Below are 14,789 nucleotides of genomic sequence, written 5' to 3' on the forward strand. Positions count from 1 at the left end.
CTCAACATTCCTTGTTGAGCAATTTGTAGGGTCATCTTCTCAAAAAGTCCCCGTAAGCTCTATGCGCAAATCTCTTGAATTAATGTAAGCCATTTCGTACAAAGCCCAGTATTATTAATAATTCTTTAACAATTTAGTTTTTGATTAACTTTTGCTAATAATCCACTATTCCTGCAAGTCTGAACACTCAATGCCTGTACAAATGAATCTGCATTCACCAATAGTGTGACTGTATTTTTTGCCCGTGTAATCGCAGTATACAGTAGCTCTCTGCTCAGCAGTTTTGTTGCATTTCCATCCAGTACCACCGCGGTGTGCCTGAATTCAGAACCCTGTGACTTATGAATCGTCAGTGCAAATGCCGTTTCAATATTTTTAGGTAACCGCGTAACCGCTACCCATTTATCCAGACTCGGGAAATACACCTCAAACTGTGTACTGCCATTTCTGATTCTGTTCAGACAGATGCCAATATCACCATTGGACAGCCCCAGCTGATAATCATTGTAGGTCATCATGACCGGACGTCCCGTAAACCAGTCACCTTGCACTGATGCCGCGATGACCGGTCTCTCCAGCAGTCTTTTTGTTATCTGTAGATTCAGCTGATGTACGCCCGACTCACCATGACGGATGGCTGTCAGAATCCGGTAGTCATCAAAAACGGTCACTATCTGCTGTAACATGCTTTCATCATGATCCGCTTTCACATAGCTGCTGAGTATGTCTGCATAAGTACTGTAACCATACATCAGACGATCATAGCATTCAGACCACTCTGCGGGTGTCTGTCTGTGCGAAGGAAGATATTCAAGCTGCACAACATCCTGCATATCCTTCGACAGTGCGACGGGCTGTATGATGTCTGGCAAAGCGATCTGCTCAGAAAATGCTTTCAGTACATCTGCATCCGGCTGTTCTGCCTGCTGCTGAATAAAGGCAGCCATTTTTCCAATCAAGGCATCCTGCCCAAACCGACGGCTGTTGACCAGATGCACTCTGTTCTCAGCCAGTGCCGTCACCTGCTGCAAATCTGCCAGTACAGTTCCAACATCGACAGATGCCAGCTGATTGGCATCTCCCAGTAATATTAGCCGTGCCTGACCGGAGACAGCTGCCAGCAGCATCTGCGCCAGACTCAGATCCAGCATGGAGGCTTCATCAACCACAATGACATCGTAAGGCAATGGTTGTCGGGCGTGATATCTTGGCTTCTGTCCCGTTCCCAGTCCAAGCAAACGGTGAATCGTGACTGGTGTCAGCTGTTTCAGTTCATCTGATGCCAGTTCTGTCAGCTTCGGATCATTCAATGAATTCTGCAGTGCTTCTTTCATACGCTGGGCGGCTTTACCTGTCGGTGCTGCCAGCGCAATTCTCAGTCCGGGCTGTGCCTGATTAAGCACGGCAATAATACGGGCAAGTGTATAGGTTTTACCTGTACCTGGTCCTCCCGTAATGATATTCAGTGACTGCGTTACACTCATCTGCAAAGCCTGTCGCTGAAATGGATCTGTCAGCAGTTCCCGATAGGCTTCAATATTGACCGCTTCAAGTGTCTGTTGCTTTAAGCGTAAAACCTGATCTGAAAGCTGCTGCTCCAGAGACCAGTAACGGTATAGATACAGTCGCTCACCATCATGGACAAACGGAATCACACTGTTTTCTGCATAGGCACTGTTCTGCACCATCTGTCCCAGTGTCATGACCTGGTGTTGATTGACCAGAAGACAGCTGTCCCCCTGCTGTGCAGCCAGCAACAGCTGCTGAACCAGCTGTTTTGCACTGTCTGAAACGGGTTCAGTATTATAGGGTGCGCCCAGGATATAACTGCTCCATTGCTGAATCCATTCATCCACCTGGTTTTCTGTATCGGGCTGTGAAGTTATGCTCAAAGTTTCCACATGGTTATCCTCAAAGTTATCCACAGTTTTATACGGTTTCGTGCAGCAGAACAGTGTCCGCCTGAACCGTCAGATGTCCCAGCAGTGCATCCAGTCTTAAAATAAACTCCGAAGATGGACGCCAGTAAACATATCCCTGCTGAGCCTGCCCGTTCATTCCCCTGAGATACAGATAGCTGGCTCCGCCCAGGTCACGGTCAATCTCATAATCATCCAGCTGCACCTTCAGATAACGATGCAGTGCAACCAGATAAACCGCTGCCTGCAGCCAGTAGCTGGCAAAACTCATACTTTCCTGAATGGCTTCTGTCCTGTACTGCTGCTGATCTTTTCCTAAAAAATTACTTTTATAATCGGCAATGTGATACTGCTGTCCATCATGAAAAACAAGGTCAATTGAACCCTGTAAATAACGTGCAGCATTTGCAGCATTAAATTCAGGCATCACAATACCTTCATCTGCAAATAACTGGTGAATCCGTTTCACAGCTGGGACACGGTCTGCCAGTGCCATCTGAAATGGAAATTCTGACAGATATTGATCCGGCTTCAGCTGTCCCAGATGAAAACTGCCCTGCAAAGGTGTATCCATCACCTGCTGTAACCATTCAGCAATCCAGCTCAACAGAATATTTTCTGACTGTTCCTGCTCTGGAAAATCTGCCTGATAACGCGCAGTTACTTCTTTCAGCAAAATGGAATAATCATTTTTAAAGCGCCTGTGAATTTCAAGCAGCCACTCGCTGCTGTCTGCAAATTGAATGTGTTCAAAAATTTCATGCAGAAAGTTTCCTGCAACCGTACCCATTGGAAAATTTGCCTTGATCCACGAAACGGGTTGATCCTGTTCTAAAGCATCTTCCGTTTCAGGCACATAAACCGGCTCGTCTTCAGCCCCACCGATGGATAACTCTGCAACTGCCAGTGCATCCTGAATCTGCTGCCGGGTCAGGTGCTGTGCCAGAGCACTGAAGCTGGTTTTCGCTTTGGCATAAAAACGCTGGTCAGGAAAGACCTGTGCCTGAAGATCACGCTGAACCGGACTTTCCTGCACCATTTTACGGACTGGACGCTCCATCATCAGAGGCTCCATCACACTGCCCTGATGCTGAAAAATCTGTTCGGCCTGTCCCCGCCAGTAAGCCAGACCGCCTGTCGACTTTCCTTTGTCATCACTCAGCATGGCATAAACCCGATAGCTGGCACGGGTCAGTGCGACATACCAGATCCGATGATGCTCTGCCAGTGCCCGTTCTTCATGCTGAGTCACTGCTGCCTGTTCAACCAGATGTTTGTCATTGACAGCCACAACCCGCTGCTGTTCCATCTTTCCAGTCCGCTCATTGAGCTGTTCAATGGTAGAAAAATTCAGAGGTTTATCACGTTCTCTGAACGCTTTGTCTGCCTCAAGCAGAAAGACTATTCTGAACTCAAGCCCTTTGGACTGATGAATCGTCATCAGCTGAACTCCGGCTTCACTGGACAGACGACGCTCCATTTCCCATTCACGTTCCATCGGAGAAGTCAGCTGTTTTAAATACCAGTGATACAGATTCTGTGCCCCCTGATACTGTTCGCTGTGCTGACTGAGCACTTCATTCAGATGTCTTAAATTGACCACCGCACGCTCATTATCCCGACTGAAACTGCTGACGAGGTTCTGCCAGACACTGAACTGATCCAGGCAATAGTGCCATGCGGTCAGAAAACCCTGATTCAGCCACATTTCCCTGATCAGATCAAACTGTTCCATATAACGGCTCAGTCCGTCCGGAAGTGCTTCAAGTTCCATTAAAGTCTGAAGATTAAATCCACATAAACGGCTTAATAACGCCCGTTTCACCTTTGGCTCATCATAAGGAAACATAATCGCGGTCAGCACAGCACCTGTGTCTTTTGCCACCATGCTGCTGAACACACTTTTTCTGGATGGTCGGGAAGTGCGTATACCCATGTATTCCAGCGCAGACTGCGCCTGATCCAGCCCTCGATGTCCTTTGCACAGGATGGCAATATCATTTTCACAGACAGGTCGCTGGATGCCATTCTCTGAAAAAAACAGACTGCCATCCACACCCTGATTCAACAGCTGACAGACTTTCCACGCCACCTGTTCAGCTTCTTTACTTTTATCTTCCAGCTGTATCCAGCGAAGCGGCGATGGGTTGATCTGCTGTTCATCGACCAGGTCTGGATGTGGTCTGCTGCCCGCCTGTACAGGGCTGTAGATCACCTGCTCACCAAAGTCCGGTTGCTGCTGAAACAGTGCATCGACCACTTCAACCAGCGGTTTGACTGAACGATGGTTATAGATCAGGTTATACGTCCGACCACTCTGCCCTGATACGTCTGTCTGGGCTTTCAGAAAGGTCAGCATGTCCCCACCACGGAAACCATAAATAGCCTGTTTACGGTCTCCAACCATGATCATGCAGCCCAGCTTAACCCGTGCAGGATTCCGCCAGACCTGTGCCAGCAAATTATCCTGATCCTGATTGGTGTCCTGAAATTCATCGACCAGAATCAGGGGATATCGGGCATGAATATGTGCTGCAAAACGTTGACCACCTTCCTCCTGCAAAGCATCTGCCAGTGTCCTGATCTGCTGAGCAAAAGTGGTTTCACCTTTCTGCTGAAGTACCTGTGGCAAACGCTTTCTGACCTCAGTCGCCAGATGAAACTTCAGATAGCTGTCCAGCAGTTCAAGGTCAACTGTCAGCCTGTTCAGTTCCTCTATAAACACCCGCACAGCCTGAATCACAGGATGCTGTTCAAAGTCTGCCAGAACATTTTCAGGGCATTTGTTCAGTGGTTTTTTCAGCAGGTCTGTCAGCTGTTTCAGCGTTTCTGCATATTCGGGTGCATACAGTGCATAAGCTCCCTGTTGCTGAATCCCTGAGATAAAGGCAGGGAGTTTTTCCGTCAGTAAACGCTGCAGTTTTGCATGATCACGCCATTTTTTTGCCACAATGCCATGATATTCACCTTCTGCCAGATAATATGCTGACAGTGAAGTAAGCTGTGCCAGATCAAGCTGGCTGAATGCTGTCATCTGTGCTGAAAATGCTTCCAGCTGAATATCAGGCTGCGCCACTTCCTGAAATTTTGCTGAGGAAAAATTCAGACTGCTTTCCACAACAGAGACATACGCTTCCTGCGATTTCAGCTTTTTATTCAACAGCAGATAATCAATAACAGGCTGAGGCTGCTGCTGTATCCATTCACGTAATACATCATGAATCAGCAGAAAACTGTAACGACGGGCATCATCCGTTATTTCTGCACGTTCAATTTTCCCGCTTTCAAAAGCAAATTCCCGCAGCAGTTTCTGACTGAAGCTGTCCAGTGTTCCTACAAACAGTTCATCCAGCTGATCAATCACCAGTTTCAGACGTTCACAGGCGTAGGCAATACGGCCTGAAAAGCCTTTTAAAACTGTTGCAAATAACGGATCTTTTTCATTTTCCGCTTTGCGCTGAATGTCCTGTTCAGTCAACTCCCGGCACTGATCCAGATAAGCCAGTGTGTCCACTGCCCTGGCACGGATACGGCTTTTCAGCTCCGCTGCCGCTTTACGGGTAAATGTCGTTGCAATGACCTGAGCCGGCAGATATTTTTCCAGTAAGATACGCACCATCAGGCTTGAAAGCGTATACGTCTTTCCAGAACCTGCCGATGCTTCAATCCAGTGCAGTCCGGTAAAGTACATATCTTCAATAGGCTGTGTGGAAACCTGCGATGAGGAAAGTTTCTGAGTCATGCTTATGCTTCCTCTACAGACTGATACTGGTAAATCGGTTGATACAGCTCATGAGCAAACAGATCACAGCAATGCTCCAGCAAAGCTGTTGTATCCTGTTCCTGTAAAATAAACTGCCAGTCACGATGAAATTTTGTCGCTTCGTTGTCTTCAATTGAAAATGCACTGCTGAAACGGGCAGCATCTCCATTCCACTCTTTCAGCAGATCTCCCCGAAGCTCAGGAACTGCGTGTCCGAATTCATCCACCAGCCATTCCAGTTCTTTTGCTTTTTCTGCAGGTTTCATTAATAAAGCAGCAGGCAGAACCAGGGGCTGAGTCTGTCCATACGCAAAGGCTTTGAACCAGCCCTGCAGACAGTCGCGTGCCTGAGCTGAACTCAGTCCTGTATTGATCAGAGTGACATCACTGAATACCGCGATCCGCTTCAGGTGGACAGATTCCTCATCATTCAGACCTGCATAAGCCAGCCAAAGCAGATATTCAAGCCAGACTTTTGCCCGCCGTTTTGCCCGACCACTGGAAGCATCCAGACTGACCCACTGCTCTGCTTTCTGTTCAGGGACAGTCAGGCTGATGATCAGATCAGGTTGAATCCGCCACTGTTTCTGCGTGACAGGCGTCTCTTCTTCTGCATATCGGGACAGTCTTTTTTTCAGGCTGTCCTGTTCCGCCAGACTGATCTGCCAGGCACTGTGCTGAACTTTTCCAACAGGTAAACGATCCATCAGCAGATCAGGATGCACAGGCTGTTCACCCTGCTTTTTTAAATAATCCCGAATGACATAACGCCCCAGTCCATCCAGCACCAGCGGTTCATTATCTTCAGGAATATCTTCAGGCTGCAGATTGGCAACACCGAGGGTCTTTAAGTACAGACGAGCAGGGAAAATCATATCCTGAATCCACTGACCGGCATCCAGTACAACGGTTGAATCCTGTTCCAGCGGATATGCGCTGTTTACCCACCCCTGTCTGCTGTTCTGTACATTCTGCTGATGCAGCCGTGTTGCCACCTGAAACCACTGATCCTGATAACGGGTGTTTTCAGACAGCTCATAACCGACAGGATCGAAAGGCTGTAAGGTATGCACATGGTACAGAGACTTTAACTGAGCAGGGATTTCTATCTCATGCAGCCTGATCATTGTGGCAGTTTCTGCAACTTCAGCTGAGCTGTCAGAGGTGCTGGAAATCAGTGCCATGTGAGTGATCAGCTCCTGCACCACACTTGAAGGTTCTCTGACTTCGCCATCACTGACATCAAAACCGTTATAGAACATCCAGAAACTCTGCTTTGCCAGCAGGAGTGCATCCAGAAATGCACCCTGATCATCTTCAAGGCGGGAGCGGTCACCCAGCTGTGGTTTAAGCAGTGCCATCAGATCAAAAGGCAGATTCTGATTACGGTCAGGAAACTTACCGCTGTCCATATTCAACAGCACCACCAGTGAATAAGGAACCGGACGGATCTGACCAATCTGACTGAAAGTGATCTGTCCGGTAGGCACAGCCTGATCAAACTGATTGTCCAGGGTATTCTGAATTTCTGTGAGCAGATATGGCAATGGTAAATTGAGTCGTCTCAGTTCACTGGATCTGTCTGCATCCTGTTCATTCCGATAAGCCAGTGACAGCATGGTGTCATGCTTTTTCAGAATCTTTTTCACCACAGTCAGTGATTCGACTCCATACTGTTCAAATTCTTCAATTTCACGGGTCAGAATCACCAGCCACTTTTCCACACCGATCTCTGAGCCTGCAGATTTTTTCTCATGTGCGGTCATCCAGTGACGACGCAAAGCAAAATCCTGATAAATCTGAATCAGTTTACTGACCAGCTCAAAGTCCCCAGGCAGCACCTGTGAAAAACTTAAGGTGGTTCCAAACATGGCATGTTCAGGCACAGCAACTCCCAGCACCAGCCGATCCAGTGAAAATTTCAGACTGAAACGATAGTCCCTGTCATTTTCACTGAGCTGCTCTGCCAGATGCTGTTCATCCAGTCCGCGTTTAAATCCTGCCTGAATCAGCAGTTCCATCATTCTGGCGGTACTGTTCAGATCGAGTTCATAACGCAATAAAACTGCATTCAGATTCAGCCAGTCTGCAAAATCCTCAGTACTGAATCGCCCCTGCACCAGCTGAATTCTGCCGAGCACCGCACGCCAGGCATTATTGGCATCCAGCTGCGTCACTCCTGCTATTTTAATCGGCAGATAAATGCTGTTCTGTTTCGACACATGCGGAAAGACACTGCGGATTAAGGATTCAACCTGCTTGATATCAGGTACCAGCACCAGTACATCTGACGGGCGGCGGGGCTGTTCTGCGGTGCTTTGGGATAGCCACTGAATCAGCTGATCACGCAGTACTTCCAGTTGCCTTAGTGCCGAATGACAGACATGAATCTGCACCGAATCATCATCCTGTTCGAGCAGATACGCATGCTGTTCAGGTTCAGCCAGATACAGAATATCGGACTGAATTTTTGTCAGTAAGCTCTTTGGCACTTCATCCACAAAGGCATCAACCCACTGTCCCTCATCCCCTGATGACAGACTGGACAGCAAGGAAAAGTGATCCCGTGCCTGCTTGCCGAAACGGGTCAGCAAAGGGTGTCTGGACTCACGGATTTCGGCATTGAAATTTAAGGTAAATTCATCAAAGAATTTCTGGATATCTTCATCTGTGGCTTCCGGATGCCTGGCAATAAACCGCTCTTTGACTCTCAGATCGTACTGTTTCTTCCAGTTGGGATCGACACTGTCTGCCCAGTACTCCTGTGAAGGGTTATAGTGCAGAATCACAATATCAATATGCTGTCCCAGTCTGCGCAGAAAATTCAGCTGCGCAGGAGGCAGATCAAGCAGTGTAAATACGGTTACCTGGGCAGGCAGTTTTGACAGTGCTTCTTCCCGGAGAACAGCATTGTCCATGATCTGCCAGAAATCTGCATCAATACTCTGCATTTCCACAAAGTCTTCATGAAAAGTATGCTGCCACAGCCAGCGTTGCCATTCTTCCAGCTGCTGTGCCTGACTGAACGTAAAAGCAGAGACTTCATCCCGGGTTTTAAAAAACTGCTGTTCCAGATTCAGCGCTTTTCCCTGTCCCCATTGCACCAGCCAGTTGCCACTGCATTTACAGCCCTGCTGGCAGTTCTGCTGACACTCCCCCCGATACAGCATGTAATTACTGAAAAGAACCGAAACCCGTTCAGCCACCCAATAGAGCATGCTCTGTTTTTTCAGTTGCTTCTGTACGGGATCTGTCAGCTCAGCAGCGGCATCATAAATCCGTTGTACGATAGAAAATAAGGGATGATTTTCTGCCAGCAGATTATGTTCAGTTTCAATAAATGCTTTCAGTGTCTGATAAATCCGCCACTTCATCACCAGTCGGGGAATATTGGCTTTACGGACTTTGTCCTTATTACTTAATACCTGCTGGTAGGCATACCATTGAAAACCACGGATGCGTTGATGAAACAGTGTATTGGCACTAACCCCCTGATGTTCTGAAATCTTCAGCGTCAGCCACTCCTGCACCGCAGGACCAGGCACAATAAAATGCTGCGCCTTTAATACAGAAAATGCATGTCTGGATGGTTTAATACGACTTTTAAACACACCCTCCAGCAACACATCCAGTCGCTGACTCTGAATGACATGAATTCCCATTCTTCTGTTCCTACCTTTTTATTTCATCAACCGTGCACAAAACATAAACTTTGGCTACTGTACATCTTAATGGGACTGTGGCATTTTTACAGCAACATTTCGAACAACTTACCAGGTCTGGGCATAAAAAATAATTTCAGCAATTTCCTGCCCAGAGCCTGAAATCAGGTAGTGCTTCTATGAAAATTGATAAGATTCCAGACAACATTGACCCCAATCTAAACCTGGAACAGATCCGTCAGGAATGTCTAGGCTTGGTCAAAAAACGTTCCTATGTTTCTGCAGGTGCTGCAGTGATTCCTGTACCGTTTTTTGATGTTGTGATTGATGTCGGAATGTTGTCTTTCTTAATTCCGGAAATTAATGCCCGCTTTGGTCTGGCACCGGATCAGATCAGTGTGTATGACCCTGCAACCAAAAAAATCCACTGGAATGAACTGCGCAAACGTGGCTTTGAATTTTCAGGCTTAGTGGTGGCACGTACAGCTGTCAAATCATCTTTAAATAATGTTGCTGCCAAAGTCATTACCAAACAGGTAACCAAATTCATTCCGCTTGGTGGTTCGATCATTGCAGCCAGTCTGGGCTATATTGTGATGAAGAAAGTCGCTGAAGCGCATGTGGAAGAATGCTATAAACTGGCAAAAAACATTCAGCAGAAACAAAATGCGAGTGTAGTGAAGTATTCCTAATCTGAATATTCTTAGTCGCTTAGAGCATCGGACTCATAATCTGATGCTCTTTTTTATGCATTCCCGATTTTAACTAAACCAGTCTTATCAACAATAAAGTTTTTGCAATAAATCGAATTACAATCATTCTCTAATTCACAATGAAAGTACCTTCTCTCTTTGGGATGAGGAGTTTGACTCCGCAAGAGGAAAGATTTTTAACAATTTACCCAATAGTCTTATTTAACTGATGTTATGCAGTAACATCAAATGCATATTTAAAATCCAGAAAAAATGGATACGCGATAACGTCATCCGTATCTGTCTGAGGCAGGACTACTTTTGACTATAAATGTTTCTGCGATGTATTCCATATTTTGATGGTAGCTGGCGAGTTCTGCGGTGAGAAGCGAAGCTTCGCAAGATGGTTTCCTTGCGCAGTTTCACTGCTCATTTTCCCGAAAGAAAAGTAAGTCCAGCGGAAGGCTAATCCCTGAATCAAAACTTTTGATGTAAGACTCCGCCAATTAAGCTTTAAAACAATGCTGTTCTTTTGAAGTACGTAACACCAGTTACTTTACTAACATCACTCCTCCCTTTTTCAAAGGGAGGAGTATTACTCGGACTCAAATACCATCAATCTGCATTCAACTGCTTCAATATCGCCTTAAGCACCTGAATACGCGCCGAGTATTTGTCATTGGTTGCAATCACATGCCACGGTGCATACTCAGTACTGGTCCGTTCAAACATATCTGCAGCTGCATTTAAATAATCATCCCAGCGCCCACGGTTACGCCAGTCATCAGGGGTGATTTTAAAACGCTTATGTGGCGTTTCTTCACGGGCTTTAAAACGCGCTTCCTGCTCATCCTTACTGATCGCAAGCCATAATTTGATCACCACCGTCTGATTATCCGTCAGGTCTTTTTCAAATCGGTTAATTTCATCATAAGCCCTTTGCCATTCGGCAGGTTTCGCAAAATCCTCAATCCGCTCAACCAGAACACGACCATACCAGCTACGGTCAAAGATCGTAATTTCATTGGTTTCCGTCAGTTTCGTCCAGAAACGCCACAGATACGGACGACGTAACTCATACTGCTCAGGCGCAGCAATGGTATGAATTTCATATTCACGGGGATCCAGTTTTTTCACAATGCGTTTGATTGCACCACCCTTTCCTGCAGCATCCATACCCTCAAAAGCAACCACGACGTTACGTGAATCATTACGCAGTGCATCCGATACCTTACGGGTCAGTTTTTTCAGTTCTGCCTTATAATCATCCTCTACCAGAACTTCGGTAGATGGATGAAGTAAAGTTTCAGGAACAGCCGCCTGTTTCCATCGGGTTCTTACACTCGCTTTATGTTTTGGCAACTGTTTCAAGGCTTGCAGAATATACTGTGCAAACTGCTGATCACGTACAGTTTCATCCTCACAGTCAATCACAAACCAGTCTTCGGTAAAACGCTGTCTGAGTTTCTGCACGGTGTCGTACTGTTTTTTAGTGCGCCAGTCCAGTCCAAAAAGTTTATGCCATTTCTGTTCTGAGCCATCCATATCATCCAGACGCTTCTGCAGGCTCTTCCACGGCAGATCAAACCAGATTTTTATTACATCAACATGGTTATTTTTTAGATCCTGTTCAAAAGCTCTCATATTTTCAATATAGGCATCAAACATACTGTCATCCAGCGGTCTGGACACATGCATCGCGGTTGCCATCAGATCACTGTACCAGTTGCCAAAAAACACCTGTATCTGACCTTCAGCGGGTATAAAACGCGTATAAGGCTGCCAGAATGTCTGTTTGTTTGTAAATAAATGAGCAGGGTCTGCTTTCACTCTTAAATAACGCGGGTCAACCCATTCCCTTAACTGCTTGACGGCTTCTCCCTTACCGGCAAGCTCAATGCCACTGACCAGTATGACCAGGCTTTTTGCATTATTCTTATCCCGGGTATTTTTAAGTGCATACTGTGCTTCTATCAGATCAACCGAAAGTTCATCTTCTTCACGGACTGAAAACTGTAATTGTTGTTCGAGCATGCCCATCACTTCTCTTATGTTATCTGATCAGTTCAGTATAGTGATTTCCGCCGTACCCGCCATATCAATTATGTACATCATTCTGTAATAATCCTCCCCCAGGACTGACCATATTTCAGTATGGTTTCAGTTCTACTGTCATAGCAGTGCCGTTAAACTGCCATTATGCTTTTCAAAAGATGAATCATCGGGTTTAAATATGTCCAAACTTGCAGCACTGGATCAACTGCTGGAACAATACAAGCAACTCAGCTATCACTCAGATCCTGTCCTGGAAAAACGTCTGCATGAAGCTCAGGACTGGCTGAAACAGCGCATTCAGAAAACCCATCAGGAAATGTTCAGTAAACCTGAATACCAGCTGATGGCAAAATACTTTATTAACCGCCTGTACGGTGGTCCCGAGTTCGATGAGCTTTCCCTTCAGATTGAGCGCTTACTGAAATATGCCCACAAGGCTGAAAAAATCATTCCTGAAAATGCCATTAAAACCGGACTGAAATCGGTCGGACTGGCTGTACTTGCCATGCGGCTGGATGAACAGGTTGCTGCCCAGCTGTTAAAAAACTATCCGACAGATCAACCCATTGACGATGAAATGATGCTCCAGACCCTGATTCAGCTTGATCAGAAAGATGCCCGTCTGGAACAGCTGAATCTGCTAGATGACCTCGGCACAGCGCTGGATAAATACATGCGCTCATTCATCATGCACACTGCATTTAAAATGTGTAAAGGGACTGCAGCAAAATATAAGTTTGAGCTGATGTATGACTTTATTGGTGAAGGCTTTGTGGCAATGAAACCGATGAAATCGGCAGCAAAGTTTATTCAGGAATTTACAGCCAAAGAACGTACAATTGTAGAAAATGTACATGCAGGAAAAACAAATCCTTTTGAAATATGATAAGGTCGGTGGCAGATCCGCATGATGTCCCAGCATATTTTCGGTATATTTTTCATCACAACTGCATGATGATGACTGTAAAAATCCGTAGAATCTGTCATCATGCAAAACACTGCAAGATTGACTATTTTTGTGTTCAGGAGTGACTCGAATGTCGAATGAAAACCAGCAGCCAGATGCAACAGCAGCAACGGCAGAAAAAACAGACAAAGTGAGTCCATTTCTGACTGAGCCATTACCGCAGGGTGTTGCTCAGGGTCAACAGCAGACATTACAGCAACAGCTGACAGATACACCTGTTTCAGATACTGTTCCGAAATATAACCTTCCTCGTGGTGCAAATACCGGCAATGTCGGCGCAACCACACACTTTGGCTATCAAACTGTCAGCAGTGAAGATAAAGCCCAGAAAGTGGCTGAAGTTTTCCACTCTGTTGCAGCCAAATACGACATCATGAATGACCTGATGTCTTTCGGTATTCACCGTTTATGGAAGCGTTTTGCGATCAATATGTCCGGTGTACGCCGTGGTCAGCGTGTCCTCGATATTGCAGGCGGTACGGGCGACTTAGCCAAAGTATTCAGCCGTGAAGTCGGTCCTACTGGTCATGTGGTTCTGTCTGATATTAATGAATCCATGCTTAATGTCGGCCGTGACCGTCTGATTGATGCAGGCTGTACCAATGTCGATTTTGTACTGGCAAATGCTGAAACTTTAGAGCCATTTGAAGACAACAGTTTTGATCTTCTGACCATCAGTTTTGGCCTGCGTAACGTGACTGACAAAGATGCAGCACTGGCTGCCATGTACCGTGTGCTGAAGCCAGGTGGTCGCTTACTGGTTCTTGAATTTTCAAAACCGGTCTTCGAGCCATTCTCCAAACTGTACGATCTGTACTCATTCACAGCATTACCAATCATGGGTAAAATTATTGCCAATGACGCTGAAAGTTATAAATACTTAGCAGAATCTATCCGTATGCACCCGGATCAGCGCACCTTAAAAGACATGATGGAAAATGCAGGTTTTAAAAACTGCGATTACCACAACCTCACCGGTGGCATCGTAGCAGTACACCGCGGTTTTAAACTGTAATTGCTACAGTCCACTGAACAATATGAACAGTAAAGGTTGAATTATGTGGTCCATTCTGGCACTTGGTGCAGTTGAACGACTCATCAATCAATTTATCAATCTGGATGCAATCACCCGCATCCAGTTCAATCAGTTACAGGGTAAACTGCTGCGTGTGGTGATTGACTCACCACAATTGTCTGTGGATGTGTTTTTTGATGAACATAAAGTTCGTCTTGAACCGACTGTGACAGGCAAAAGTGATACACCATCTGTTTTTGAACAGCGCCCTTTTGATCAGACCACTGCAGTTTCGGAAGCAACTGCGACTTTACATGTCAAAAGTGTGGTTGAACTTGCCAAACTGTTTGTTGCCGATGATATTGGCAATATTCCCCTGCAAGGTGATTATCATCTGTTACAGGATATCCAGCGGATTATCCAGCAGGCTGAACCTGATTTAGCCTCGCATTTAAGTCCATGGATCGGCCCAGCGCTTGCACATGAAATCGGTAAAATTCAGCTTGCACCTAAACTGATCAAACGCTCATTACAAAGTCATTTATTTTTTGCCGAAGATTTTCTAAAAGAAGATACAGGTTTATTTGCACCGCGCTGGCAAATGGATGATTTACAGCACGATACACGTTCTCTTAACCAGAATATTGATCGGCTTGAAGCAAAAATTCTACAGCTTCAAAGTCAACTCAGTTCTGAACAATCCAGGTAAGACCATT

The 14,789-nt window shown here is 46.0% G+C and carries 8 protein-coding genes; 4 read left to right on the forward strand and 4 right to left on the reverse strand.

Annotated elements, in window-relative coordinates; translation table 11 throughout:
• Nucleotides 1-125 precede the first annotated feature (125 nt).
• Genes recD through CDG61_RS15585 form a run of 3 tightly spaced genes read right to left on the reverse strand, consistent with a single transcriptional unit; the run spans nt 126 to nt 9,344 of the window.
• Nucleotides 126-1,901, reverse strand: a complete 1,776-nt coding sequence (recD, locus tag CDG61_RS15575; protein WP_416240692.1) for an exodeoxyribonuclease V subunit alpha — start codon at nt 1,899-1,901, stop codon at nt 126-128.
• Between the two features lie 28 nt (nt 1,902-1,929).
• Nucleotides 1,930-5,661: a UvrD-helicase domain-containing protein gene (locus CDG61_RS15580; RefSeq protein WP_087550434.1), complete on the reverse strand. Its 3,732-nt coding sequence runs from the start codon at nt 5,659-5,661 to the stop codon at nt 1,930-1,932.
• Between the two features lie 2 nt (nt 5,662-5,663).
• Nucleotides 5,664-9,344, reverse strand: coding sequence for an exodeoxyribonuclease V subunit gamma (locus tag CDG61_RS15585; protein WP_087550433.1), 3,681 nt, complete (start codon nt 9,342-9,344; stop codon nt 5,664-5,666).
• Between the two features lie 179 nt (nt 9,345-9,523).
• On the opposite strand from CDG61_RS15585, the gene CDG61_RS15590 reads away from it, so the two are divergent.
• Complete coding sequence (locus CDG61_RS15590; RefSeq protein ID WP_087550432.1) at nt 9,524-10,036, forward strand: hypothetical protein; 513 nt, start codon at nt 9,524-9,526, stop codon at nt 10,034-10,036.
• A 615-nt stretch (nt 10,037-10,651) separates the two neighbouring features.
• Here CDG61_RS15590 and CDG61_RS15595 read toward each other — a convergent pair.
• The gene (locus CDG61_RS15595; protein WP_087550634.1) at nt 10,652-12,070 is read right to left on the reverse strand and encodes a phosphate--AMP phosphotransferase; all 1,419 of its coding nucleotides are present in this window, start codon (nt 12,068-12,070) and stop codon (nt 10,652-10,654) included.
• Between the two features lie 199 nt (nt 12,071-12,269).
• Between CDG61_RS15595 and CDG61_RS15600 the strand changes: the two genes are divergently transcribed.
• The 3 genes from CDG61_RS15600 to CDG61_RS15610 all read left to right on the forward strand — a co-directional run bounded on the left by CDG61_RS15600 (nt 12,270) and on the right by CDG61_RS15610 (nt 14,782).
• Nucleotides 12,270-12,977, forward strand: a complete 708-nt coding sequence (locus CDG61_RS15600) for an FFLEELY motif protein (protein WP_087550431.1) — start codon at nt 12,270-12,272, stop codon at nt 12,975-12,977.
• A 151-nt stretch (nt 12,978-13,128) separates the two neighbouring features.
• On the forward strand, nt 13,129-14,073 hold the full coding sequence (ubiE, locus tag CDG61_RS15605; protein ID WP_087550430.1) for a bifunctional demethylmenaquinone methyltransferase/2-methoxy-6-polyprenyl-1,4-benzoquinol methylase UbiE: 945 nt from the start codon (nt 13,129-13,131) through the stop codon (nt 14,071-14,073).
• 43 nt (nt 14,074-14,116) lie between these two features.
• Nucleotides 14,117-14,782: a ubiquinone biosynthesis accessory factor UbiJ gene (locus CDG61_RS15610; RefSeq protein ID WP_087550429.1), complete on the forward strand. Its 666-nt coding sequence runs from the start codon at nt 14,117-14,119 to the stop codon at nt 14,780-14,782.
• Nucleotides 14,783-14,789 lie beyond the last annotated feature (7 nt).

It is taken from the genome of Acinetobacter sp. WCHAc010052 (genome assembly GCF_002165295.2).
GTDB classification, from domain to species: domain Bacteria; phylum Pseudomonadota; class Gammaproteobacteria; order Pseudomonadales; family Moraxellaceae; genus Acinetobacter; species Acinetobacter chinensis.